Raw genomic sequence first — 23466 nt, 5'->3', positions numbered from 1 at the left:
ATGCAGTTGCAGCAGCTCCAGTACTTCGTGGCGGTCGCCGAGACCCGGCACTTCACCCGGGCCGCGGAGACGGTCCACGTGGCCCAGCCGTCGTTGTCCCAGCAGATCAAGGCGCTGGAGCGGGAGCTGGGCGCCGACCTGTTCCTGCGGGCGCGGGGCAACATCACGCTCACCGACGCCGGGGAGGCCCTGCTGCCGCTGGCCCGGCGCATCCTGGCCGACGCGGACACGGCCCGCCACGAGGTGCTGGAGCTGGTGCAGCTGCGACGCGGGCGGGTGCGGCTGGGCGCCACGCCGAGTCTGTGCACCGGCCTGCTGCCGGACGTGCTGCGCGCGTTCCACGACCGGTATCCCGGCATCCAGCTCATGATCGAGGAGGGCGGCTCGCACGACCTGGTGCGGGAGCTGGCGCGCGGAGCGCTCGACCTGGCGCTGGTGGTGCTGCCGCTGCCCACCGCGTCGCCGGCGCTGACCACGGTGGAGCTGCTGCGGGAGGACCTGGTGGTGGTGTCGTCCCCGGAGTCGCCCCGGCCGGGCGGTGGGCGGCGGGCGGTGCGCATCGCCGACCTGGAGGGCGAGCGGCTGGTGATGTTCCGGCACGGGTACGACCTGCGGGAGCTGACCGTGGCCGCGTGCCGCGCGGAGGGCTTCGAGCCGGACTTCGCGGTCGAGGGCGGGGAGATGGACGCGGTGCTGGGGTTCGTGCGGGCGGGGCTGGGCATGGCGGTCGTGCCCCGGATGGTGGCGGCACGGTCGGGGCGGGGGCTGCGGGTCACTCCGCTGGCTCGGCCGGGGTTGTACCGGACGATCGCGCTGGCCCATCGCAGCGATGTGGCTCCGCCCCGGGCGGCTCGGGAGTTGCAGCGGATGCTGCTCGAACGGTGACGATCACTGCGCGGGGGCCCGGAGGCGCCGTTGCCGTTCAGCGCTGTCCGGGCCTGCGGGCTCGTCGTGGTTGCTCGCGCCCACGCGGCGGAGCCGCACTTCGGAACAGTCCCGCGCCCCTGAAGAGGTGTGCCGCTCCCCCGGCGCCGGTGACAAGGCGCCAGGGGATTCAGGCCGTCGCGTCCACCAGAGCCAGGTCGTGCAGGCGCTCCGGTGGGCCCGGGCGGGCGTAGTACCAGCCCTGGGCCGTGTCGCAGCCGAGTATGCGCAGTTGCTCGGCCTGGGCGCCGGTCTCCACGCCCTCCACGGTGACCGCCAGGTCCAGGCTGTGGGCCAGGGCGACGATGCCCTCGACGATCTTGAGGTCGACGGGGTCGGCCGGGAACTGCTGCATGCTCTGGGTGAAGGAGCGGTCGAGCTTGAGGACGCTCACCGGGAGGCGGCGCAGGTTGGCGAGGTTGGAGTAGCCCGTGCCGAAGTCGTCCAGGGCGATGTCGACGCCCATCTCGGCCAGCCGGCGCAGCGGCTTGAGCAGGTCGTCGTCGGCGCCGATCAGCGCCGACTCCGTGACCTCCAGGCACAGCGCGTCGGGCGCCACCCCGGTCCGCTCCAGGATGTCGACGGTGTCCTGGACCAGGCCGGGGTGGGTGAGCTGGCAGGGCGAGAGGTTGACGTTGATGCGCAGCGGGCCGGCGGCGGTCGCCTCGCCGTACCGCTCCCGCCAGACGCGGGCCTGGCGCACCGACTGCTCCAGCACCCAGCGGCCCAGCGGCACGATCAGTCCGGTGTGTTCGGCGAGCGGGATGAACCGGTCCGGGCCGAGCACCCCGTGCTGCGGGTGCAGCCAGCGCACCAGGGCCTCGGCGCCGCGCACGCTGCCGTCGCCGAGGTGCACCAGCGGCTGGTACTCGATGAAGAACTCGCCCCGCTCCAGGGCCGCCGGCAGCGCGGTCGTCAGGCCGTGCCGGGTGATGACGCGGGCGTCGGCCTCCGGGTCGGCCAGCTCGTAGCGGTTGCCGCCCGCCGACTTGGCCCGGTACATGGTGATGTCGGCGCTGCGCAGTACCTCGGCCGGGCTGCGCTCCCCCGCCGGGCCCTCGACGATGCCGATGCTGCCGCGCATGGTCAGCTCGCGGCCGTCGACGCTGATCGGGGCGAGCAGCGCGTTCATGATCCGCCCGGCGAGTTCGTCGACCTCGTGCCGGGTGCCCGGGCCCGTGGTCAGCGCGACGAATTCGTCGCCGCCGAGCCGGGCGACCATCTCGCCGGGCGCGGTGGCACAGGACTGCAGGCGGTCGGCGACCTCCACGAGCAGCCGGTCGCCGGCCGCGTGGCCGAGGCTGTCGTTGACGGTCTTGAAGCCGTCGAGGTCCAGGTAGCACAGGCCGAAGCGCTGGCCCGGGCCCGCGTTGAGGGCCTTCTCCAGACGTTCGAAGAAGAAGCTGCGGTTGGGCAGGCCGGTGAGCGCGTCGTGCGTGGCCTCGTAGCGCAGCCGCAGATTGAGCAGCCGGCGTTCGGTGGTGTCCTCCATCAGCGCGAGCTGGTACTGCGGGGTGCCGTCGGCGTCGCGCAGGAGGGAGACGGTCAGGTTGGTCCACAGGACCGTTCCGTCGGGCCGGTAGAAGGCCTTCTCCAGGTGGTAGGCCTCGCGCTCGCCGCGCACCAGTTCGTCGTAGAGCCGCCAGGTCTGGGGGGCGTCGTCGGGGTGCGACCACTCCCTGACGTTGCGACCGCGCAGCCTCGGGTCGGCGATGCCGAACATGCGCATCAGGGCCCCGTTCACCTGGAGGACGTTTCCGTCCAGGTCGGCGATGCCGATGCCTATGGCGGCGCCCTCGAAGACCGCGCGGAAGCGGGCCTCGCTGTCGTGCAGGGCCTCGGCCACCACCCCCTGCGCCCGCAGGGCGGCCTGCGCGATGGCCTCCTGTTCGGCGAGGGTCCGGGCGCGCAGCGCCGCGGCGAAACCGGCCGCCATGGCGTGCTGCATCCGTGCCGAACGGGCCCGCATGGCCTCGGGGTCGCCCTCCTCGCCGCAGTAGAGCACGAAGTAGGCGTCGACGCAGTCCAGCGTCCGGGCGAGCGCCTCGGGGTCGGTGCAGTGGGAGTCGACGAGCGCGGCGCCGACCGCCCTGGCCTCGTCCGCGTCGAAGCTCCGCGCCCGCAGCACCTCGCTCAGCCGGCGGGCCAGCGGCAGCAGTTGCTCCTCGAACTCGGGCCGGGTCGACGATGTCGAGGTCACCGGGAACACCGCCCGGCTCCAGATCGTCGCGAACCGGCGCAGTCTGTCCTCCGGCCCGTCCGGCTCCGCGATCACGCCGTACGCCCCACGCCGGCGAACCCGGAGAACGTATACGGGTCCTCGTCCTCCGGCGCCTCCTCGGGCCGCCAGCGCGGCATCGGAACCAGACCGGGCTCCACCATGTCGTACCCCTCGAAGAACCGCGCGATCTCCTCGCGCGAACGCATGATCAGCGGATTGCGGATGTCCTTGTACACGTCCACCGCGTCCCCGGCCCGCTCGGCGGGCAGCGGGATCCCCTCGTACGAGGCGTGCGTGAGCACGAGCAGGCTGCCGGGCGCGAGCGCGTCGCTCAGCTCGGCCACCGCCGCATACGGGTCGTCCGCGTCTTCCACGAAGTGCAGTATGGCAACCAGCAGCAGGGCCACCGGCCGATTCAGGTCGATCAGCCGCTCCACCCGGGGGCTGGCGAGGATCTCCCGCGGCTTGAGGAGGTCGGCGGCCACGACGTCCGCGTCGTCGTTGCCCGCCAGTACGGCCTCGCTGTGCGCGACCGCCACCGGGTCGTGGTCGACGTACACGACGCGGGCGCCGGGGCGGCTGCGTGCGGCCACCTCGTGGACGTTGCCGAAGGTGGGGATGCCGGAACCGACGTCCAGGAACTGGTCGATGCCCTCGTCGGCCGCGAAGCGCACGGCGCGGCGCATGAACGCCCGGTTCGCCTGCATGATCTTGGGGAGGCCCGGCATGAACTCCATGGCCCTGCGGGCCGCTTCCCGGTCGACCTCGAAGTTGTGCGAACCGCCCAGGTAGAAGTCGTAGATCCGGGACACGCTGGGCACCGAGATGTCGATGCTGCGAGGGGCCCAGGCGGGACGCTCCATCTAGCTCTCCAAGGCATTGGCGATCCGGTGTTCGAGCTGAGGCTACTGATCGCCTGCCAAACGGGCGAGCCCAAACGGAAATTGACCGTCCGTTCCCGGTCACTGCCTGCGGCACGTGCCGCGCGCCAAGGCACACCAAAGCGCGCGAACGGGACCGTCCCCTCCGCCTGGGTACGGAGGGCACGGTCCGCGGGTCGCGCGCCGGGGGCGGCGGGCGGGAGGCCGCTACTTCTTCGGCGCGCCGACCGGCTTTCCGTCGGGCGAGACGGCGTACCAGGTGCCGCCGACGCCCTGGCCGTTGGTGTCGCCGGCCTTCTTGTCACCGGCGAAGGTGTAGATCGGCCAGCAGTCGACCGTCTGCTGCTCGGCGCCGTCGGGCCGGGTGAAGGTCATCAGGTCCTTCTTGACGACGCCCTCGGTGTCGTTGGGCTCCACGGGCGCGACGACCGGCCACTTCTCCAGGCAGGCGCCGGTGCAGGCCGACACCGGCTTCGGCCAGGCCTCGTCCTTCATGAAGCGGTAGACGGTCATGCCGTTCTTGTCGACGACGATCTCGCCGAGCTTCGCGTCGTTGCGGGTGGAGAGTCCGGGCGCCTCCTCGGCCTTGGCCTTCTTGCCGTCGGCGGCCAGCGCGTACCACTTGCCGCCGACGCCCTGGCCCTTGACGTCACCGGCGGCGGTGTCCTTGGCGTAGCGGTACGCAGGCCAGCCGCCGATGGTCAGCTGCTTGGTGCCGTCGGGGCGGGCGACCTCGCCGAGCAGCGCCTTGTCGATGCCCTCGCCGGCGAGGGCGTCGTCGGCGGCCACGGGCGGCCAGGCGGTGGCGCAGTCGTTCTCGCACGTCGTCTTGGGCGGCTTGGCGGTGTCCGCGTCGAAGCGGTAGAGGGTGCGGCCCGCTCCGTCGGTCACCAACGCGCCGATCTCCGCGTTGGTGGAGACGGACAGCTTGCCCGCGGACTCCGGCGGGCTCGCCGACGCCTGCGCGCCGCCGGTGCCGCTCGCCAGTCCGTCGCCGGCCCCTGCCCCGATGTCGCCGACGTCGCCGGGCGCGGCCGTGGCGCCCACGTTCTGGCTGCCGGTGGCGCCGCCGCCGTCCTGGCCGCACGCCGTGGTCAGCGCCAGCACCACCGCAGCGCTCGCCACGAGTGAGGCGCTCCGCCAGGAGGTCTTCATCGTCAATCCCCGATCGTCACGAAGGTGTTGGGGCGGCCGCTGCGCCGCCGCACGACACTGGGTACGCATGGCGCAGCCGGTTGTGTTCAACCGGGCCGCGGTTTTCTTTCCCGGCCGGACCACCACGGCGACCACCACGGTGTCGCCCGACGAGCGGCGGGCCCGCCTCGACCTGCGACCCGCGCCCGCCAGGCCCCTCCTCGTACACACGTACGCTTCCTTGGGGGCAGAGGTGTGCGCCGGTCAAACCTCCAGCCGCCCCGTTTCCCTCCTTCGGGGCAATCGTCCGGTAATCGGGCGCGGCCCGGCCCGCCAGGCTCCATGATCTGCGTCGTGCATGGACCCGAACCGACCCGATCCGCTTCTGCCGGACGGGTGTTGGCCCTGGTGACGCTGACGTTCACACTCGTCGGCGTACCGGTCGGCCCGGCGCAGGCCGACGCCTGCGCGTACGCGTCGACCGGACCGGGCGGCATCGACGCGGTTGCCGTCGCCGGGAGCGACTCCTGGCCCACCTTCCCGCCGTGCCCCAAGCCCTCACCGACGCCGACCCCGCCCCCCAAGCCGCCACCGCCGCCGCCTCCGCCTCCTCCGCCGCCGCCGCCGGAACCCACTCCCCCGCCGCCCCCCGCGCCGAAGCCTCCCCGGCCGACGCCGCCCGACCCGAAGCCCGAGCCGCCGCCTCCGCCGCCCCCTGCGCCGGCCCCTGCGCCGGCCCGGCCCGCACCGGCACCGCCCCCCAGCCCCACCCCTGCGCCGACCCGTCCCGCGCCTCCCGCGCCCGCCCCGTCATCGGCCACGCCCACGCCGCGGCCGTCGCTGAGCCCGGTGCACTACCCCCGCTATCGCGCCGCCCGGCCGCAGCAGCGGTCCCCGCGCGGGGCCACGTCGCCGCTCGTCTTCGTCCTGCTCATCACGGTGCCCGCGGTGGTCGCCGTCGCCGCGCTCCGTGCGCGCTGATCTTCTGGAGCCTCTCTTGCCGGAATGGCTTGTTCTCACCCTCGCGATGCTGGCGGCCTGTGTCGTGGTCGTCATCATCACCCTCCTACGGCACCGCCGGGCGTCCGACGACGAGGACATCACCGAGACCCCGGACGTCATCGAGTACATGACGATGTGGATCGGCGTGGTGTACGCCATCGTCCTGGGCCTGGCCATCGCCGGTGTCTGGGAGGCACGCAGCGCCGCCCAGGACCACGTACAGGCGGAGGCGGTCGCGCTGCACGAGATCACGGAACGCGTCCGGGTCTATCCGCCCGACGTCCGTGACCGCATCCGGGAGGATGTCAACGCCTATGTCGGACACGTCGTCACCACCGAGTGGAAGGCCATGGCCGACCGCGGCGAGGTGACCGAGCGCGGTACCGAACTCCTCGACCGCGTCCGCGCGGACGTCACCGACTACGAGCCGAGGTCCGACTTCGAGGCCCAGGCGTACCAGCCGCTCGTCGACCAGGTGACCGCGGCGGACCAGGCGCGTATCGCCCGTGCCGAGTCGACCGGGGCGACCATGCCGGGTGTGGTGTGGTTCGGGCTCGTCACAGGAGGCGTCGTCACGGTCGGCATGGTCTTCGCCCTGCAGATCCGGCGTACGGCGCGCGAACTGATCCTCGCCGGACTGTTCTCGGCGCTGATCGCCTTCCTGCTCTTCCTGATCTGGGACTTCGACGCACCGTTCAGCCGCGGCGTGGCGGCGTCGACGGATCCGTTCCTGAGCCTGTTCCCGGAGGCCAAGGACTGAGGCACCCACGGACGGGCGCCCCCGGCGGCCCCTGCACCGGGGCACCCGCCGGGGGCGCCCGACACACCGGCACCGTCCCCTGAGCGGCCCACACCCTTGCCCCATTCGCGCGACTGCGATCGCGTCCACGTGCACGGTTTCCTACCGTTTCGGACATCGAGGTTCATTTCTGGCGCGAGCGGAACAGGTCCGCCGCTGCTCCTCGGGGACCCGGAGGATTCACCATGCGCGCGATACCCGCCGCCTCGGTCGCTCTGCTGGGCGTCGCCGCCCTTTCCGCCTGCGTACCGGCCGGGGCTGCCGTAGGGGGCGGCAGTTCGACGTTCGGCTTCACCGTCCACCCCGCCACGGTCGCGCCGGGCGGCGAGGTCACGCTGGGGGTGGGCCGCGGTGCCGACGGCTGCCGGGGACGCGTCACGGTCTCGTCGGCGGTGTTCGACACGGTCACCATCCCGCGGCACGAGTCGTCCGCGACGGCACGGGTCGACCGGGACGCCGGACGTGGGGCGGTCTACCAGGTGACGTTCGCCTGCGCCAAGACGACCGGCACCGTGAACCTGACCATCGCGGGCCACCACTCCGACCACCCCACGCACGAACCCCGCCACCCCTCCAAGGGCGTGCACGCCGGCGAGGGCGGCAGCGCCGCCGGGCTCGACGTGAAGGAGATCGGGCTCGGCGCCCTGCTCATCGCGGGCTCGGTCGGCGCGGCCTACCACCTCTCGCGCCGCCGCTCCGCCGGGGACGGCGCCTGACATCTCCCTGTCCCGCGTGCCGGACAGGGCTTCGCCCCGGATCCACATCGGGTCCGGGGCGAAGCCCTGTCGACGTGCGACGTTCGGTCCGGCCCGTGCGACGCCGGCGCGCGGCCCGAGGGGGGCGTACGGACCCGCCTGTGCAGGCGAGCCCGTACGGTGCCGGCAAAGCGGACGGGGACGGTTCAGATACGCCGCTCGGCACGGCGGCGCATCCAGAACAGGCCACCACCGGCGACGGCCGCGGCGACGAGCCCGCCGCCGATCGCGATGTCGGTCGGAGTCGCCCCGCTGGAGCTGCTGCCGCCCACGCCGCCGCGGACGCCGCCGATGACGGTGAAGGCCGCCGGACGCGTCAGCCGCCTGCCCGAGCAGTTGACGGTGATGTCGTAAGAGCCCGGCCGGGCGTCCTCCCTGATGGTGGCGGTGCCCTTGGAAGTCTCGTTGGCACCCTTGACCGGGGTCAGGTGGGTCGTCCGGAACGCGTCCGAGGTCATCGTGCCGCCCTGCGGGCAGCCGTCGACCGTGACGGTCATCTGACCGCCGCGGGCGATCACACTGGGCAGCGCGACGATGTTGGACGGCTGGTTGTGGTCGCCGCCGGCGGTGGCCGTGGGGGCGGCCAGCCCGAGGACAGCGACCGCGGCGCCGGCTGCCGCGAGGGCACGAGTGTTACGCATGTGATCCTCCGCGGAAGACGCCCCGGGTCCCGTCCCCGGTCGATCGGCGAGAAAGCGCCTCCCAGAAAGACCCTCAGTTGACCTGCGCGGAGCCGCATTTCGGGAATGGTCCGTCCTGGTGAGGGGGCGTACCGGACCGGTGCCGTGAGAGTGGATATCGCCGCAGGTCACGGACCGTCAGAAATTTCCTGCCGGGGAAATCCCGGATGGCTCATGGAAGGGCGTGCGTGCCACCCGTTCGCCGCCGCCCCGTCGCCGGTCGGGCGCACGGCGCTTAGCGTGCTCGTATGCGCGAATGACACGGCGACGGCCGCGTCGAGAGGGGATGGCGAATGTATGCGTCCGAGTTGGCCGAAGAGGAGGAGCGGACCCGGAAGCGCGCTCCCTGGGGCGTGATAGCGCTTGTTCTGCTGACCGGGCTCGCGCTCATCCGGAACGGTTCGGGGGAATTCGACGCGGGCCCGCCGCAGCCGGCGTCGGCCGCCGCCTCGGACACCCGCGTCGCAGGGGACGACGGCGTCGCCGCGGGCCTCACGCCGCTGCCGTACTCGGTGCCCGACCGGGTCGGCATTCCCGCCATCCAGGTGGACGCGCCGATGATGCCGGTCGGTCTCGACGCGGAAGGCTGGGTCGGCGCGCCGCCGCCCGAGGATCCGAATCTGGCCGGCTGGTTCACCGGCGCGGTCTCCCCCGGGGAAAAGGGCACCGCGGTCGTCGTGGGCCATGTCGACAACCAACAGGGTCCCGCCGTCTTCTACGGGCTCGGGGCGCTGAAAAAGGGAAACAAGGTCGACGTGCACCGCCAGGACGGAAAGACGGCGGTATTCGAGATCTACGGCATCGAGGTTTTCGAGAAGGACGATTTCCCCGGCGACCGGGTGTACGCCTCCAAGGGCAGCCCGGAGTTGCGGGTCATCACCTGCGGCGGCGGTTTCTCGAAGCAGAACGGATACGAGGGGAACGTCGTCGCCTTCGCCCGCATGACCGGGATCCGCTGAGCGTGCCCCGGCCGGGCGGGCGTCGCGGGCGTCAGACGTGGCGCCGCCGGGGGACGGTGAGGTGGTAGCCGGAGTCCAGCAGCTTTGGCAGGTAGGAGCGCAGGGCGCGGACACTCTGCGAGCGGTCGCCCCCGGCGTCGTGCGAGAGCACCACGACGCCGGGGGCGGCGCCGTCCTCGACCCGGTCGACGATGGTGCCGGTGCCGGGGGTGGTCCAGTCGAGGGTGTCCACGGTCCAGGCGAGCGGTTCCATGCCGAGTTCGGCACCGAGTTGGAAGGCGGCGCGGTTCCACGCTCCGTACGGGGCCCGGAACCACCGGGGCGGCTCGCCGTAGGCCTCCTCGACGACCTCGCTCGTGCGCTCCATCTCGGAACGGATACGGCGCCGGCCGAGGCTGGTCAGCAGCGGGTGGGACCAGGTGTGGTTGCCGACGACGTGCCCTTCGTCGGCCATCCGGGACAGCAGGTCCCTGTTGTAGTCCGCCATCTCGCCGCACACGAAGAACGTCGCGCGCACGTCGTACTTCGCCAGTGTGTCCAGGATGTCCGGGGTGTAGCGGGGGTCGGGCCCGTCGTCGAAAGTGAGCAGCATGGTGCGGCCCCGGCCCGACACGCGCAGGATCGGCTCGCTGCGCACCGGGGTCCGCGCGGGCGCGGCACGTGGCGCACCGTATCCGGTCAAGGGCTGAAGGCGGTACGCGGAGGGCTTGAGCGGGCGGTGCGCCGGGGGGCCCGGGGCGGGGGCGAGCGGCCGGGCCGGTCCGTCCCCCAGGGCAACCGCGAGCGCGCCGGCGGTGCCCGCCGCTCCCACGGCCGCGGCGCCGGCCAGCAGTGCGCGGCGTCGTGTCAGCAACTGATCCTTCTTCATGACTCATCAGTCGCCCGGCCACGGTCCGGCGCACCTGAGCAACACCGGTGCGGCGGCACGGAACCACCCGCACGGCCCAAGATCACGAGCGACCGGATAACCTCACCGCGTGACGGAACAGCACTCCCAGCGGTTCGAACGGGGCACGGACGGGCCGAAGGTCATCGTGGCCGGGGTGGACGGCTCCGACTCCTCGCTCCGGGCGGCGGCCTACGCCGGTGGCCTGGCCCGGCGGCAGCGCGCGCTGCTCGCCGTGGTGTACGTGCAGCCGGTGCTGGCGTCGGGCGCGGCGCTCGGGGCGCCGGTGGCGGAGACGACCGACGAGATCGCCGAGGACCTGGTGGCCCAGATCCGGGAGGCCACCGAGCGGTCCAAGGGCATATTCGACGTGCGCTGGGAGTTCCACACCTTCCGCGGCGACCCCTACAACGGGCTGGTCAGCGCGGCCGACGAACTGAAGGCCGACGCCGTGGTGGTGGGCGCCTCCGAGCAGGCCGGACACCGGATCGTCGGTTCCGTCGCGGTGCGGCTGGTGAAGGCGGGGCGCTGGCCCGTGACAGTGGTGCCGTAGCTCCGGAGGGTGCGGTGCGTGCGTCGTGGCCTTTGTCGCGGGCGGGTGTGAGTCATCATGATCCACCGTCAGCCGTTTGCCATTCACAACAGACGTGGGCGCGGTTCGCCGTGTGGTGCGCGCTGGGGCCGGTGATCCACTTCGGGTACTCGTACCGGAGGTCGGAGCTGGCGCGCCGTCAGCCCGGCCTACTCCCCCATCACCAGCCCGTCCTCGGCCGCGCCCCGGCTGAACACGACGTCGCGGATCCGGTCGCGCACGGCACGCAGGTCGGCGCCCTGCTCCAGCGCGCGGTTGAGGTTCACCACCCGGCCGGCGTCCACGTCGAACAGCTGCGGGACGAACTCGGCCCGGGTCACCCGCCAGCGTTCACCGGGCCGGACGGGCGGGGCGAAGGTGAAGCGGCCGATGGCCGACTGGTTGCCGCGCGGGTCCCGGGCACCCTCGTCGTTGATCATCTCGCCCGCGATCTGGTCGCCCATCCCGTAGATCACCCAGGTGCCGTTCACCTTCTCGTACGCCTGCGGGACGTGGGCGTGGGTGCCGAGGATCAGGTCGATGTCGGGGCGGTCGCCGGTCCGGGCGGCGGTCAGGCTCCGGGCCAGGGTCAACTGGTCCTCGTCGGGCTCGTCCTGCCATTCGGTGCCCCAGTGCAGGGAGACCACGACGATGTCCGCGCCGGACTCCCGGGCGGCCCGGGAGTCCGTGACGATCTGCTCCTCGTCGATCAGGCCGACCGCCCAGGGCTGCTCCTCGGGAACCGGGTGGCCGTTGGTGTGCAGGGTGTAGGCGAGGTGGGCGACGTCGGCGCGGCCCGCGCGCAGGACCGTCGTGGTGCGCGCCTCGGCCTCGGTGCGGGCCGTACCGGCGTGCCGGACACCGGCGCGGTCGAGGGCGTCCAGGGTGCGGCGGATACCGTCGGCGCCGTCGTCGACGCTGTGGTTGGAGGCGGTGGAGCAGCCGTCGTAGCCGGTGGCGGCCAGCGCCTCGGCCACCTGGGGCGGGGACTTGAAGAGGGGGTAGCCGCTGTAGTCGCCGTTCGCGCCGTACACGGTCTCCATGTGACACAGGGCGAGGTCGGCGCGCGAGACGACCGGTTCGGCGCCGGCGAGCATGGGGCGGAAGTCGTAGCCGGTGCCGCCCGCGTCGAAGCGGGCCCGTTCGATGATCGAGTCGTGCGGGAGTACGTCGCCGGAGGCGACCAGGGTGAAGACGCCGGTGTCCGCGGCGGACGGGGCCGGGGCCGGCCGTTTCGGCGGTTCGTGGTCGCGGGCCTGGCAGGCCGCGCCCACCGTGAGAAGGGCGGTCAGGGCCAGGGCCACCTGCCGACTGCGTGTGATCATCCGTTCACTCCGCTGGGGTCGCACACACCGATGAATAGTCACATTTACTTACAAACAGGTAATGATGCTCACGGTGTCCCGGGCGGCTCCGACACGCCCATTAGCCCGTCCGGCGGGCGCGAACGGGGTGCACCGGCCGGTCGAACGGGGGGCGCCGACCGTTCGTCGAACCGTTCGTCGACGCGATCGACCGTCCGTCGCACACCCGTGCGCGCGCCCTGTCCCCGGGCGGCGGCCTGCGATGCCATACGGCCATGACGGCCGGAATCACCCTGACGGACAGAACGAACGGGACGACCGCCGAGCACGAGCTCGCCGCACTGCAGCGCGAGCACGGCCGGCCGCTCTTCGCGTTGCTGCTGCGGCTCAGCGACGGCGACCGGCAGCGCGCCGAGGACCTCGTGCAGGAGACCCTGGTCCGCGCCTGGCAGCATCCCGAGGCGCTGCGCGCCGACGACTTCGACTCCGTACGGCCCTGGCTGCTCACCGTGGCCCGGCGACTCGCGATCGACGCGCGCCGGGCCCGGCAGGCGCGGCCCGCGGAGGTCGGCGACGCCGTGCTGGAGAACGCGCGGGTCTGTGCCGATCACGCCGAACGGGCCGCGGCGGCCCTGGACGTGCGCGAGGCTGTGAAGACACTCACTCCGGAGCACCGTGAAGTCCTGGTGCTGGTGTACTTCCAGGGGGCGAGTGTGGCGGAAGCCGCGGCAGCCCTGGGCATCCCGCCCGGTACCGTGAAGTCCCGCGCGTACTACGCGCTGCGAGCCCTGCGCAGGGTGCTACCGGGATACGCCGCCGACCTGCGGTGAAACCGACCCTATGGTCAAGCCTCCGTAAAGCGCCTTGCCCTGGACCCCGGTTGAGTAATCGGCTGTCCCCATCCGTGTTCCGGACGGGGGCCCATGACCCGGGTCGGGCGACGCGTACGCACCGGAGGAAGGCAGGAAGGAATGCTGCACAGAGGTCAAGAGAGCACGGACGGCACCGGTGGGGGCGAACTGACCGTTCCCATGGCGTGGTTGTACGCCGAGTACATCGCCGACGAGCTGCTGCGGACCGGCGACCTGATGCCGCCGACGTCCTTCGAGTTCCGCGCCGGGCGCGACGCCCTGGCGCTGACCGTCTTCCTGTCCGACACCGATGACGAGCTGGGCGGCATCCGGGTCATCACCCGGCTGGAGACCTGGCTGTCGCTGACCGCGTACGACCAGCCGTGGCACGAGTGGGTGCGGGTGCGGCTGGCCGAGGTCACGGCCGACGCGATCGCCGCCGGCCGGCACTCGCCGGACCTGGAGCTGGCGCGGGACGCCTGGCGCTGGCTCCAGGACACCGAGCTGCTCGCCCCGGACCTGAACGCGGTCCCGGGCGGGGCGGTGACCGGGGAGGACGAGGGGCCGAAGGTGTGGACCCCGGCGTGGCAGCTGGGGCTGCCGCTCGGTCACCTGGCCATCCATCTCTTCTAGGAGGCGGGCCGGTTTCCCGGGGGAAACCGATTTCCCGAACTTTTCCACGGACGGACCAATCCACGGGCCGGGCCGCTCCGAACCCCTTGGTTGCGATTCTGTCCGTGGCTTGAGTGATTCGGCTGTCCGGTGCGTACGGGTGGGAGCAAGGAGTGACCCCACCCACACCCAACGGCACGAGGATTCGGCATGAGGTCCCTGGAAAGGCATCGTGACGTCGGCGCCTACGCGCTCGGCGTGCTGGACGAGGCGGAAGCGTTCCGCTTCGAGGACCACCTCATGGAGTGCCCCCGGTGCGCGGCGCAGGTGACCGAATTCGGCCCCGCCACCCGGCAGTTGATGCTCTACCGGCGAGCGACGCCACGCCTCGTCCACCCCATGGCCAGGCCCGGGCCGAGACTGCTGGACCGCCTGCTGTCCGAGGTGACCACGCGCCGAAGGGCCGGCCGCAGGCGGGTGCTGTACGCCGTGGCCGCCGCGGTGGTGTGCGCCGTGGCCGGTCCCGGCGTCGTCATCTACGCGGGACAGGCCGACCCGGCGGCGCGGATCACCGCGACCGACGAGCGGTCCGGGGTATGGGCGCGGGTCACCACCGAGGACGAGGCCTGGGGCACCGATGTGGAGCTCGAGGTCAAGGACGGGGCGGGGCCGCGCTCCTGCCGGCTGGTCGCCGTCGGACTCGACGGCACGGAGCAGACGGTCACGAGTTGGAACGTCCCCGGGCACGACGCCCGGCCGAACACCATGCACGGCGGCGCCGCCCTGCGTCCCGACCAGATCGACCGCTACGAGGTGCGCACCGCGGACGGGGAACACCTGGTGACGCTTCCCGCCGGCTGAGTGGTCACCGTCGGTCGAGCGTCTCGCGCCGCGGCCGGGCGCGGGTCTGGCCGAGCCGCCGGGAGACGTGCATCTGGGAGATGCCCATGCGTTCCGCGATGCGGCTCTGCGCCAGTCCTCGAAGAAGCGCAGGTAGAGGATGGCGCGTTCCCGTGACGGCAGCCGGCGCACCGCCTCCTTGACGCTCTCCCGGTCGACCACCAGCTCACTGAACCGGGCGGCGCTACTTGAGCAGCCGGGACAGCCTCCGGTCCGCCAGCGGCTTGCCGCCGGTCTGGCAGGCCGGGCAGTACTGGAGCGAGGAGTCGCTGAAGGAGACCTCGCGAACGGTGTCGCCGCACACCGGACAGGGTTCGCCGGTGCGGCCGTGCACCCGCAGCCCGCTCTTCTTCTCGGCTTTGAGCCGGCCGGCGGCGATGCCCCGGGAGCGTTCGACCGCCTCGGTGAGCGTGCCGCGCAGCGCGGCGTACAACCGTGCCGTCTCCTCGTCGGTGAGCGACGCGGCCAGTTTGAAGGGGGACATCCTCGCCGCGTGCAGGATCTCGTCGCTGTACGCGTTTCCCACCCCCGCGATCAGGCTCTGGTCGCGCAGGGCGCCCTTGAGCTGCCGCCGCTCGCCTTCGAGGAGAGCGGCGAAACGCGCCTCGTCGAAGTCGTCGGCGAGCGGGTCGGGGCCAAGACGGGCCACGCCGGGCACCTGCCGCGGGTCGGCCACGACGTACACGGCGAGCCGCTTCTGCGTGCCCGCCTCCGTCAGGTCGAAGCCGGCGCCGGTCTCCAGGGCGACGCGCAGGGCGAGCGGGCCCTTGCCGGGGCGGGGAAGGCCGCTGGGGAGGCTGTCCTTCCAGTGCAGCCAGCCCGCGCGGGCCAGATGGGTCACCAGATGCGGGCCGTCGGCGGTCTCGACGTCGAGGAACTTGCCGTGGCGGTGCACCGCGGTCACCTGGTGGCCCTCCAGAGCGGTGAGCGGAGGGTCGTACGTCTTCAGGACGCTGATCGCCACGGGCAGGACGCGGACGATCTCTCGGCCGGTGAGGTGCTCGGTCAGGAAGTCCCTGAGCGCCTCGACCTCGGGCAGTTCGGGCATACGTCCAGAGTGCCACCGCGGACCGGCAGTGCCAGTGCGACTCAGCCCGCGCGGTGGGACACCACGAACTCGGACCACACGCACTTGCCGCCGCCGCGCGCCTCCACGCCCCACTCGTCGGCGAGGGTCTCGACCAGGAGCAGCCCGCGTCCGGAGACACCGGCGTCCCCGGCGTCGCGGCGGCGCGGCAGGGCGCTCGAGGAGTCCTCGACCTCGACCCGCAGCCGGCGGTCGGTGCCGGTCAGCAGCCGCAGGGTGACGACGGCGGAGCCCTCGGTGTGCATGAGGGCGTTGGTGACCAGTTCGTCGGCGACCAGCTCGATCTCGTCGCTCTGGCCCGCGGCGCCCCAGGCGCGGACGGCGGCGCGGATCATGTGCCGGGCCTCGGTGAGGGCCTCGGGGTCGCCCGGGGACACGTGCTGCTGGACCCGGCCGAAGGTCCGGGGAGTGTTCACCCCGTGGCGACGCAGCAGGAGCAGCGCCACGTCGTCGTCGCCGCCACGCTCCTCGGCCACGTCGATGAGCCGGTCGGCCAGGTCCCGTACGTCCTGCGGGCCGGAGGCGACCAGCGCCGTGAGCACGTCCATCCCCTCGTCCAGGTCGGCGCCGGGCTGCTCGACCAGGCCGTCGGTGCACAGCAGCAGGGTGTTGCCCGGATCCAGCTCGACGGTGGAGACCGGGTAGGCGAGGCGCCCGAACTCGGCGGACAGGCCGAGCGGCAGCCCGCCCTCGACGGGGACGCGGCGGCAGGTTCTGTCGCCGCGTCGCAGCAGGGGGTCGATGTGCCCGGCGCGGACCACCTGGACCACTCCGGTGCCCAGGTCCGCCTCCGCGTACAGGCAGGTCGCGAAGCGGTCGGTGTCGAGTTCGTGGAGGAAGACGGAGGCCCGCGCCATCACCGTGGCCGGGGGATGGCCCTCGGCGGCGTAGGCACGCAGCACGATGCGCAGCTGGCCCATGACGGCGGCGGCGTGCGTGTCGTGGCCCTGGACGTCACCGATGACGGCGCCCACCCGGCCGCCGGGCAGCGGGATCAGGTCGTACCAGTCACCGCCGATGTCGCGCCCGAGGGCACCGCCGATGGTGGCCGCACGGTAGCGGACGGCGACGTCGCAGCCGGGGACGCTGGGGATGCTGCGCGGGAGCATGGCCTGCTGGAGGCCCTCGGCGAGGTCCATCTCCTGCTCGTAGAGCATGGCCCGCTGCAGGCTCTGCGCGATGCCGCTGCCCAGCGCCACGAGTACGTTGCGGTCCTCGGCGGAGAAGCCGCGCCGGTCGCTGTAGAGCAGCCCGATCGCGCCGATCGGCCGGGCCTGGGCGATCAGCGGAAGGTAGGCGGCCGCGGTGATGTTCAGGTGGGTGATGCTCTGCCACAGACGGGGATAGCGCTCCGCGAACTCCTCCGGCGACTCGATGAAGCGGGGGCTGAGGGTCCGTACGGCCTCGCTCATCGGATACGGCTCGTCGATCCGGGTGACGCGGGTGCCCGGGACGAAGCTGTTGTAGGGGCCGTCGGCGACCAGCCGGATGCGGCCGGCCTCGACCAGGCCCATCACGAGGCTGGTGGCGCCCAGGCGGGTGAGGCCGTGGGTGTCCCGCAGGACCTCGATGACGTCGTCCACCGTACGGGCGTGCGCGAGAGCGGCCGTGGCGAGCTGGACGACGTTGGTGAGCCGGCGGCGGGCCTCGTCCTGCGCGGCCTGCTCGCGGCGGGCCTCGATGTCGCCGACCTCCTGGGTGGCGTCGCGGACGATGCCGATGATCCGGCGGGGACGGCCGGTCTCGTCGCGGCGGATGTAGCCCTGGGTGCGGGTCCAGCGCAGGGTGCCGTCGCGGCAGCGCAGCCGGAAGTAGGTGCCGTAGTTCTCGCTGCCGTCCTTCATGGCCTGGGCGACCAGGGCGTCCAGGCGGTGGCCCTCGGCGGTCGGTACGCGCACCGACAGCGACTCGGGGCGCCCGTCGTACTCCTCCGGGCGCAGGTCGAACACCTCGTAGGCCTGGGCGTCCATGTGGAACAGTCCCGTGTCCAGGTCCCAGTCGAAGCTGCCCATCCGGTTGAGCGCCAGGATCGGGTCCGGGTGTGCGGGCCAGTCGTCCGGGAGTGACAGGGCACTCGCACCCCGATCAGCCATGGGCCCCACCTTGCCAGGATTTGCCTGTTTCTTCGACTTGTTCGGCTTCTTCGCGCCGTCAGACGACATCCGCGGGAACGCCGCCGTCGGGCAGGTCTTCGTACGGCTCTTCGTACGGCTCCTCGTACGAATCGCCGTACGGGTCTTCGTACAGGCCTCCGTACGGGTCGGCGTACGGCACTTCGTACGGCACTTCGTACGACTCCTCGAACACCTCTTCGCTCTCCTCCCCCTGGCTCGGCGGGGCGCTGGGCGTGTCGGCCGGCGGGGTGGTGGGCGGCGAGGACGGCGGGGTGGTGGGCGTGTCGGCCGGCGGGGTGGTGGGCGGCGAGGACGGTGCCGGGGTCGGTGCGCCGGTGACCCACGCGGGCGTGGGTACGGGCCGGTCGTGGCGGGTGTCGTGGCCGAGCCGCCGCCCGATCCAGGTGTCGTCCACGGTGCTGACGAGGGTCAGGTCGGTGATGGCCCGGGGTGCCGGGGTCACCACGATCACCTCGGAGGGCCGGTAACCGGGCCAGGGCGTGCCGCGGGTGGCGGGCTCGTCGCCGGCCGCGGCCGGCGCCTTCAGCGGGTTGCCGCAGGCGCAGCGGACGCGCGGCACTCCCCGGTCGTCGACGAGGACGGCGGTGCCCGACTGGAGGACCGCCTGGTATCCGGCGGCCCGGCCGTCCCGGTAGCCGTGGTTGGTGACCCGGGTGTCGGCGCGGAGCACGACCGGGGTGAGCCCCCGCAGGTAGGTGGGGAGCGCCGCCGCGGAGACCCCGGCGACCCCGGCGAAGGCGCGTGTCCGGGCCGGGTGCGCGGCCAGCCGGCCGATCTGCCGGGTGACGTCGCAGCTGCCGACGTGCCGGATGCCGCCGTAGAGGCCGGGGGTCCCGCCCGAGAGGGGGCGCAGCCCGTCGAGCGCGACGGACGCGGCGTCGGCGGAGACGGGCCGCGGCGTTCTGACGGCCGGGGGCGGGGTAGCCGTCGAGACGGCCGTGGAGTCCGTGAACGGGTCGGGGCCCTGGGTGGCGACCGGTTGGAGGTGGAACACTCCGTCCGTGGCGGCGGCCGGGTCGCCGTCGGCACCGGCGACGCCGCAGCCGGTGGCGGCGGCCAGCAGCGCCATCGAGAGCAGGCAGGCGCTGACGAAGGGGCCGAGAGGTGTCCGCACCGCGCGCTCCTGTCGATCGAGAGGGAAGAGGATTCACGGGAAGAACAAACATCAACAATTCAGGCAGCCGACCACTATTGTCTGCTTCGCTCGCTCACGTCACGCAACCGGAGCGACGTCGTACGGAGAGTGACGCACGCTAGGAGCACCGTGGAGTGGTTCACCGCACCCGACTACTGGCTGAGCCGGCTGGTCTTCCAGCGGGCCCTGGCCGTCATGTATCTGGTCGCGTTCCTGACCGCGGCCCTGCAGTTCCGCCCGCTGATGGGCGAGCGCGGCCTGACGCCCGTGCCCCGGTTCGTCGAGCGGGTGCCGTTCAAGCGGGCACCGAGCCTGTTCCAGCTGCGCTACTCGGACCGTCTCTTCGCGGGCGTCGCGTGGGCGGGCTGCGCGGTGTCGGCGGCGCTGGCGGCGGGGCTGGACTCGCTGCTGCCGCTGTGGGGCGCGATGCTGCTGTGGCTGGTGCCGTGGGTGCTGTACCTGTCGATCGTCAACGTCGGACAGACCTGGTACTCGTTCGGGTGGGAGTCGCTGCTGCTGGAGACCGGCTTCGTCGCCGTGTTCCTCGGCAATGACGAGGTGGCGCCGCCGATCGTCGTGCTCTTCCTGCTGCGCTGGCTGCTGTTCCGGGTCGAGTTCGGGGCCGGACTGATCAAGATGCGCGGCGACGAGTGCTGGCGGAAGCTGACCTGCCTGGACCACCACCACGAGACCCAGCCGATGCCGGGCCCGCTGAGCTGGTTCTTCCACCACCTCCCCCGCCCCCTGCACCGCGTCGAGGTGGCCGCGAACCACGTCACACAGCTCTTCGTGCCCTTCCTGCTGTTCACGCCGCAACCCGTCGCGACGGTCGCCGCGGCACTGATGATCCTGACCCAGCTGTGGCTGGTGCTGTCGGGGAACTTCTCCTGGCTGAACTGGATCACCATCGTGCTGGCCCTGTCGGCGGTCCGGTTCCCGGCCGATCCGCCGTCCGTGTCCGACGCGCCGCTCTGGTACGAGGCCGTGGTCCTCGCGGTGGCGGCGCTGCTGGTGTTCCTGAGCCACCGGCCGGTCCGCAACATGCTCTCCCGCCGCCAGGTGATGAACCGCTCCTTCGACTCGCTCCACCTGGTCAACACCTACGGCGCCTTCGGGACCGTCGGCCGGGTCCGCTACGAGGTGGTGATCGAGGGCACCGCCGACGAGGCGGCCCGCGAGGACGGGGACTGGCGGGAGTACGAGTTCAAGGGCAAGCCCGGTGATCCGCGGCGCTGGCCGCGCCAGTTCGCGCCGTACCATCTGCGGCTGGACTGGCTGATGTGGTTCGCCGCGCTGTCGCCGTCGTACGCCGGGTCGTGGTTCGGCGCCCTGGTGGAACGGCTGCTCGAGAACGACCGGGCCACGCTGAAGCTGCTGCGCCGCTCCCCGTTCCCGCCCGACGCGCCGCCGCGCTTCGTCCGGGCCCGGCTGTTCCGGTACCGGTACACGACATGGCGCGAACTGCGCGAGACGGGCGCGTGCTGGGAGCGGACGTACGTGCGGGAGTATCTGCCGCCGACACGGCTGGTGGACACGGGACCGCGACCGTGACGGGCGGCCGGGCCCGGCCCGCCGGGCGGGCCCGGCCCGGCCCGCGCGCTACGCGCGCTTCAGGCGCAGGGTCATCAACTGGAACGGGCGCAGCCGTACGGCGATCCGGTCGCCGTCGGCCTCGACCGCGGACTCCTCCCCGGCGAGCGGACGCTCCAACAGGTCGGTGGCCGCCACCCCCGCGACCGGGAAACCGGCCGTCAGCGTGGCCCGTGCCCGGCCGCCGTGGGCCTCGTGGAAGCGGACCACCACGTCGCCGCTGCCGTCGTCGGCCAGCTTGACGGCGGTGACCACGACCGCGTCCCGGTCGGCCGACACCAGCGGCACGACCTCCCGGGCGCCCTTCACGCGCCGCTCGGGCAGGTTGATCCGCCAGCCCTCGCGCACGGCGTCGCCGATGCCCGCGCCCGGCACCAGCGCGTGCCGGAAACGGTGCACGCCCTGGTCGGTCTCGGGGTCGGGGAAGCGCGGGGCGCGCAGCAGGGAGAGGCGGACCGTGGTGGTCGTACCGGCGTCGCCGTCCGTACGGACCGTACGGGTGACGTCGTGGCCGTACGTCGAGTCGTTGACGACGGCCACGCCCCAGCCGGGCTCCTCCAGGTGGACGAAGCGGTGGTTGCAGGCCTCGAACTTGGCCGCCTCCCAGCTGGTGTTGGTGTGCGTGGGCCGGTGGAAATGCCCGAACTGCGTCTCGGACGCGTACCGTTCGGCGTGCACGTCGAGCGGGAAGGCGAGCTTGAGGAACTTCTCCGTCTCGTGCCAGTCGACCTCGGTGTCCACCTCCAGCCGCCGCTCTCCCGGCGCCAGCGTCAGCACCTGGGTGACGCGGGAGGAGCCGAAGGAGCGGACGATCCGCACCGAGGCGCCGTCGTCGCCGGGGACGACCTCGGCGGCGTCGGTGAGGTCGGTGACCGTGTTGCGGTAGAACTCGTCGACGTCCCAGGCGTCCCACATGTTCGGGAAGTCCGGGTGGAGTTGGAGCAGGTTGCCCGCCCCGCCCGGCGCGATCGTCTCGCGGTCGGCGGCGGTGTCGTACGCCGAGACGACCAGTCCCCGGTCGTCGATCCCGACGCGCAACAGGCCGTTGTCGAGCACGTGACCGCCGCCGGGGCGCGCGGTGAGGGTGGTGCGGCCCTCGGCGGCCGGCGCCGCGGCGGCGCCCGCCCGGACGCCGGACCGGGTGTGCGGGGCGGAGTTGAAGACCAGCGGGGTGTCGCCCTCGCCGGCCAGGGCGCGCTGGGCGGCTTCGATGATCCCGTTCAGCTCGTCGGCGACCCGGTCGTAGGTCGCGCGGGCCTCGCGGTGCACCCAGGCGATGGACGAGCCGGGCAGGATGTCGTGGAACTGGTGCAGCAGGACGGTCTTCCAGACGCGGTCCAGGTCGTCGTACGGGTAGGGGAACCCGGCGCGCACGGCCGCCGTCGCCGCCCACAGCTCGGCCTCCCGCAGCAGGTGTTCGCTGCGGCGGTTGCCCTGCTTGGTCCTGGCCTGGCTGGTGAGGGTGGCGCGGTGGAGCTCGAGGTACAGCTCGCCGACCCAGACGGGCGGCTCGGGGTTCTCGGCCTCCGCCTTCTCGAAGAAGGCCTGCGGGGTCTCCCACTCGACCGTCGCCGAGCCTTCGAGGTCGCGCAGCCGGGCCGCCTTGGCGACCATCTCGCGGGTCGTGCCGCCTCCTCCGTCACCCCAGCCGGTCGGGGCGAGGGAGTGCTTGGCGACTCCCTTGTCCTTGAAGTTGCGGGCGGCGTGCGCGATCTCGCTGCCCTTCATCGAGCAGTTGTAGGTGTCGACCGGTGGGAAGTGGGTGAAGATCCGGGTTCCGTCGATGCCCTCCCAGCGGAAAGTGTGGTGCGGGAACTTGTTCGTCTGCGACCAGGAGATCTTCTGCGTCAGCAGGTACTTGGTGCCGGCCGCCTTGATGATCTGCGGCAGTCCGGCCGCGAAGCCGAAGGTGTCCGGCAGCCACGCCTCGTCGTTCTCGACGCCGAACTCGTCCAGGAAGAACCGCTTGCCGTGCACGAACTGCCGGGCCATCGCCTCCGAGCCGGGCATGTTGGTGTCGGACTCCACCCACATGCCGCCGGCCGGCACGAAACGGCCGTCCGCCACGGCCTTCTTCACCCGCGCCCACACCTCGGGCCGGTGGTCGCGCACCCACGCCCACTGCTGGGCCTGCGACATGGCGAAGACGAAGTCCGGCTCGTCCTCCAGGAGGGCGGTCATGTTGGAGGTGGTGCGGGCCACCTTGCGCACGGTCTCGCGCAGCGGCCACAGCCACGCCGAGTCGATGTGCGCGTGCCCGATCGCGCTGACGCGGTGCGCGGAGGGCACGGCGGGCGCGGAGAGGACGCCGGTGAGACGGGCACGGGCCTGCTCCGCCGTGCCGTTCACGTCCTGGAGATCGACGGCGTCCAGCGCCTTGTCGACGGCGCGCAGGATCTCCCAGCGGCGCGGCGACTCCACCGGAAGCTCGGCCATCAGCTCGCCGAGCACCTCCAGGTCGAGCACGAGGTGCCAGACCGTCTCGTCGAGGACCGCGAGATCCATACGGGTGAGCGTGTACTGCGGCTCGCCGCCCGCGGTGTCCTTGTCGCCGAGCCGCGTGGGCACGAAGGGGTGGTAGTCGAGGATGACGGGGTTGGAGGCGGCCTCGATGTGCAGGCGCACCTCCTCGCCACCCTCGGCGGGGGCGCCGACGCGCACCCACTGGTTGCGCGGGTTGAGGCCCTTCACCGGTGTGCCGTCGGGGCGGTAGACCAGGCCCTCGCACTGGAAGCCGGGCATGTTCTCGTCGAAGCCGAGGTCGAGGATCGCCTCGACGGTCCTCCCGGCCCACTCCTGCGGCACGGTGCCGGTGACGCGGAACCAGCTGGTGCCCCAGGGAGCGCCCCAGCGGGCGCCCACCTCGACGGGCTCGGGGTCGGCCGCGAGTCCCTCGGCGACCGGCACGGGCTCGCCGGGGGCGTTCCACACCGCGACGTCCAGCGGCACGGACTCGGGGTACACGGCGGGGCGGAGGCGCTCGTCGAGGACGCGCTTGAGGCGGGCTTCGACCAGATTGCGGTCGTCATGCATGCGGGTG

At 72.6% G+C, this 23466-nt stretch carries 20 protein-coding genes and 1 pseudogene; 10 read left to right on the top strand and 11 right to left on the bottom strand.

Annotated features, from left to right (window positions below; translation table 11 throughout):
* Positions 1-885 (top strand): LysR substrate-binding domain-containing protein, encoded by an 885-nt coding sequence (locus ACIQ1J_RS07855; RefSeq protein ID WP_310869804.1) that lies wholly within the window; start codon positions 1-3, stop codon positions 883-885.
* Between the two features lie 169 nt (positions 886-1054).
* Here ACIQ1J_RS07855 and rmdA read toward each other — a convergent pair whose 3' ends face one another.
* The 3 genes from rmdA to ACIQ1J_RS07840 form a co-directional block, all read right to left on the bottom strand.
* Positions 1055-3199: a cyclic Di-GMP phosphodiesterase RmdA gene (rmdA, locus tag ACIQ1J_RS07850; protein ID WP_403555067.1), complete on the bottom strand. Its 2145-nt coding sequence runs from the start codon at positions 3197-3199 to the stop codon at positions 1055-1057.
* Entirely contained in the window at positions 3196-4008 is an 813-nt protein-coding gene (locus tag ACIQ1J_RS07845) for an SAM-dependent methyltransferase (protein WP_403555065.1), read from the bottom strand. The genes rmdA and ACIQ1J_RS07845 overlap by 4 nt, the downstream gene beginning before the upstream one ends.
* 225 nt (positions 4009-4233) lie before the next feature.
* On the bottom strand, positions 4234-5181 hold the full coding sequence (locus tag ACIQ1J_RS07840; RefSeq protein ID WP_403555799.1) for an SCO0930 family lipoprotein: 948 nt from the start codon (positions 5179-5181) through the stop codon (positions 4234-4236).
* Between the two features lie 828 nt (positions 5182-6009).
* On the opposite strand from ACIQ1J_RS07840, the gene ACIQ1J_RS07835 reads away from it, so the two are divergent.
* The 3 genes from ACIQ1J_RS07835 (at position 6010) to ACIQ1J_RS07825 (ending at position 7677) form a co-directional block, all read left to right on the top strand.
* Positions 6010-6141, top strand: coding sequence for a hypothetical protein (locus ACIQ1J_RS07835; protein ID WP_282107519.1), 132 nt, complete (start codon positions 6010-6012; stop codon positions 6139-6141).
* Positions 6142-6157: 16 nt separating this feature from the next.
* Positions 6158-6922 (top strand): DUF4239 domain-containing protein, encoded by a 765-nt coding sequence (locus ACIQ1J_RS07830; protein WP_210962964.1) that lies wholly within the window; start codon positions 6158-6160, stop codon positions 6920-6922.
* 224 nt (positions 6923-7146) lie between these two features.
* Entirely contained in the window at positions 7147-7677 is a 531-nt protein-coding gene (locus ACIQ1J_RS07825) for a hypothetical protein (RefSeq protein WP_403555062.1), read from the top strand.
* 185 nt (positions 7678-7862) lie between these two features.
* Here ACIQ1J_RS07825 and ACIQ1J_RS07820 read toward each other — a convergent pair whose 3' ends face one another.
* Positions 7863-8357 carry a hypothetical protein gene (locus tag ACIQ1J_RS07820; protein ID WP_210962966.1) on the bottom strand — a complete coding sequence of 165 codons (495 nt, stop codon included), beginning with the start codon at positions 8355-8357 and terminating at the stop codon, positions 7863-7865.
* A 332-nt stretch (positions 8358-8689) separates the two neighbouring features.
* On the opposite strand from ACIQ1J_RS07820, the gene ACIQ1J_RS07815 reads away from it, so the two are divergent.
* Complete coding sequence (locus tag ACIQ1J_RS07815; RefSeq protein WP_210962967.1) at positions 8690-9355, top strand: class F sortase; 666 nt, start codon at positions 8690-8692, stop codon at positions 9353-9355.
* A gap of 31 nt (positions 9356-9386) precedes the next feature.
* On the opposite strand, the gene ACIQ1J_RS07810 is transcribed toward ACIQ1J_RS07815, so the two are convergent.
* Positions 9387-10223 (bottom strand): polysaccharide deacetylase family protein, encoded by an 837-nt coding sequence (locus ACIQ1J_RS07810; protein ID WP_403555059.1) that lies wholly within the window; start codon positions 10221-10223, stop codon positions 9387-9389.
* A 109-nt stretch (positions 10224-10332) separates the two neighbouring features.
* Between ACIQ1J_RS07810 and ACIQ1J_RS07805 the strand changes: the two genes are divergently transcribed.
* Positions 10333-10794: a universal stress protein gene (locus ACIQ1J_RS07805; protein WP_403555057.1), complete on the top strand. Its 462-nt coding sequence runs from the start codon at positions 10333-10335 to the stop codon at positions 10792-10794.
* A 188-nt stretch (positions 10795-10982) separates the two neighbouring features.
* Here ACIQ1J_RS07805 and ACIQ1J_RS07800 read toward each other — a convergent pair whose 3' ends face one another.
* Complete coding sequence (locus ACIQ1J_RS07800; RefSeq protein WP_403555055.1) at positions 10983-12137, bottom strand: CapA family protein; 1155 nt, start codon at positions 12135-12137, stop codon at positions 10983-10985.
* 254 nt (positions 12138-12391) lie between these two features.
* On the opposite strand from ACIQ1J_RS07800, the gene ACIQ1J_RS07795 reads away from it, so the two are divergent.
* The 3 genes from ACIQ1J_RS07795 to ACIQ1J_RS07785 all read left to right on the top strand — a co-directional run bounded on the left by ACIQ1J_RS07795 (position 12392) and on the right by ACIQ1J_RS07785 (position 14440).
* Positions 12392-12946 (top strand): sigma-70 family RNA polymerase sigma factor, encoded by a 555-nt coding sequence (locus tag ACIQ1J_RS07795; RefSeq protein ID WP_055421597.1) that lies wholly within the window; start codon positions 12392-12394, stop codon positions 12944-12946.
* 141 nt (positions 12947-13087) lie between these two features.
* On the top strand, positions 13088-13600 hold the full coding sequence (locus tag ACIQ1J_RS07790) for a hypothetical protein (RefSeq protein ID WP_210962971.1): 513 nt from the start codon (positions 13088-13090) through the stop codon (positions 13598-13600).
* Positions 13601-13789: 189 nt separating this feature from the next.
* Positions 13790-14440 carry a zf-HC2 domain-containing protein gene (locus ACIQ1J_RS07785; protein ID WP_403555052.1) on the top strand — a complete coding sequence of 217 codons (651 nt, stop codon included), beginning with the start codon at positions 13790-13792 and terminating at the stop codon, positions 14438-14440.
* 4 nt (positions 14441-14444) lie between these two features.
* On the opposite strand, the pseudogene ACIQ1J_RS07780 reads toward ACIQ1J_RS07785, so the two are convergent.
* The 4 genes and pseudogenes from ACIQ1J_RS07780 to ACIQ1J_RS07765 form a co-directional block, all read right to left on the bottom strand.
* Positions 14445-14647 (bottom strand): annotated as a pseudogene (locus ACIQ1J_RS07780) (sigma-70 family RNA polymerase sigma factor); the annotation flags it as partial.
* Positions 14648-14663: 16 nt separating this feature from the next.
* The gene (locus ACIQ1J_RS07775) at positions 14664-15527 is read right to left on the bottom strand and encodes an Fpg/Nei family DNA glycosylase (RefSeq protein WP_403555050.1); all 864 of its coding nucleotides are present in this window, start codon (positions 15525-15527) and stop codon (positions 14664-14666) included.
* Between the two features lie 41 nt (positions 15528-15568).
* Positions 15569-17659, bottom strand: a complete 2091-nt coding sequence (locus tag ACIQ1J_RS07770; protein WP_403555048.1) for a SpoIIE family protein phosphatase — start codon at positions 17657-17659, stop codon at positions 15569-15571.
* A gap of 58 nt (positions 17660-17717) precedes the next feature.
* Complete coding sequence (locus ACIQ1J_RS07765; protein WP_403555046.1) at positions 17718-18815, bottom strand: DUF6777 domain-containing protein; 1098 nt, start codon at positions 18813-18815, stop codon at positions 17718-17720.
* Positions 18816-18965: 150 nt separating this feature from the next.
* On the opposite strand from ACIQ1J_RS07765, the gene ACIQ1J_RS07760 reads away from it, so the two are divergent.
* Positions 18966-20387 (top strand): lipase maturation factor family protein, encoded by a 1422-nt coding sequence (locus tag ACIQ1J_RS07760; protein ID WP_403555044.1) that lies wholly within the window; start codon positions 18966-18968, stop codon positions 20385-20387.
* Between the two features lie 48 nt (positions 20388-20435).
* Here ACIQ1J_RS07760 and ACIQ1J_RS07755 read toward each other — a convergent pair whose 3' ends face one another.
* Positions 20436-23459, bottom strand: coding sequence for an alpha-mannosidase (locus ACIQ1J_RS07755; protein WP_403555042.1), 3024 nt, complete (start codon positions 23457-23459; stop codon positions 20436-20438).
* Positions 23460-23466 lie beyond the last annotated feature (7 nt).

The sequence above is a fragment of the Streptomyces sp. NPDC097107 genome, from assembly GCF_044762405.1.
In the GTDB taxonomy this organism is placed as follows: domain Bacteria; phylum Actinomycetota; class Actinomycetes; order Streptomycetales; family Streptomycetaceae; genus Streptomyces; species Streptomyces thinghirensis.
The sequence above is the reverse complement of the archived record's forward strand: the minus strand, read 5'-3'. Positions and strand labels throughout refer to the sequence as shown.

Bases quoted from the DNA above. Each gene is read 5' to 3' on its own strand.
- ACIQ1J_RS07855 (WP_310869804.1), top strand. From the start codon at position 1: ATGCAGTTGCAGCAGCTCCAGTACTTCGTGGCGGTCGCCGAGACCCGG.
- ACIQ1J_RS07845 (WP_403555065.1), bottom strand. From the start codon at position 4,008: ATGGAGCGTCCCGCCTGGGCCCCTCGCAGCATCGACATCTCGGTGCCC.
- ACIQ1J_RS07840 (WP_403555799.1), bottom strand. From the start codon at position 5,181: ATGAAGACCTCCTGGCGGAGCGCCTCACTCGTGGCGAGCGCTGCGGTG.
- ACIQ1J_RS07825 (WP_403555062.1), top strand. From the start codon at position 7,147: ATGCGCGCGATACCCGCCGCCTCGGTCGCTCTGCTGGGCGTCGCCGCC.
- ACIQ1J_RS07820 (WP_210962966.1), bottom strand. From the start codon at position 8,357: ATGCGTAACACTCGTGCCCTCGCGGCAGCCGGCGCCGCGGTCGCTGTC.
- ACIQ1J_RS07815 (WP_210962967.1), top strand. From the start codon at position 8,690: ATGTATGCGTCCGAGTTGGCCGAAGAGGAGGAGCGGACCCGGAAGCGC.
- ACIQ1J_RS07810 (WP_403555059.1), bottom strand. From the start codon at position 10,223: ATGAAGAAGGATCAGTTGCTGACACGACGCCGCGCACTGCTGGCCGGC.
- ACIQ1J_RS07800 (WP_403555055.1), bottom strand. From the start codon at position 12,137: ATGATCACACGCAGTCGGCAGGTGGCCCTGGCCCTGACCGCCCTTCTC.
- ACIQ1J_RS07795 (WP_055421597.1), top strand. From the start codon at position 12,392: ATGACGGCCGGAATCACCCTGACGGACAGAACGAACGGGACGACCGCC.
- ACIQ1J_RS07790 (WP_210962971.1), top strand. From the start codon at position 13,088: ATGCTGCACAGAGGTCAAGAGAGCACGGACGGCACCGGTGGGGGCGAA.
- ACIQ1J_RS07785 (WP_403555052.1), top strand. From the start codon at position 13,790: ATGAGGTCCCTGGAAAGGCATCGTGACGTCGGCGCCTACGCGCTCGGC.
- ACIQ1J_RS07775 (WP_403555050.1), bottom strand. From the start codon at position 15,527: ATGCCCGAACTGCCCGAGGTCGAGGCGCTCAGGGACTTCCTGACCGAG.
- ACIQ1J_RS07770 (WP_403555048.1), bottom strand. From the start codon at position 17,659: ATGGCTGATCGGGGTGCGAGTGCCCTGTCACTCCCGGACGACTGGCCC.
- ACIQ1J_RS07755 (WP_403555042.1), bottom strand. From the start codon at position 23,459: ATGCATGACGACCGCAATCTGGTCGAAGCCCGCCTCAAGCGCGTCCTC.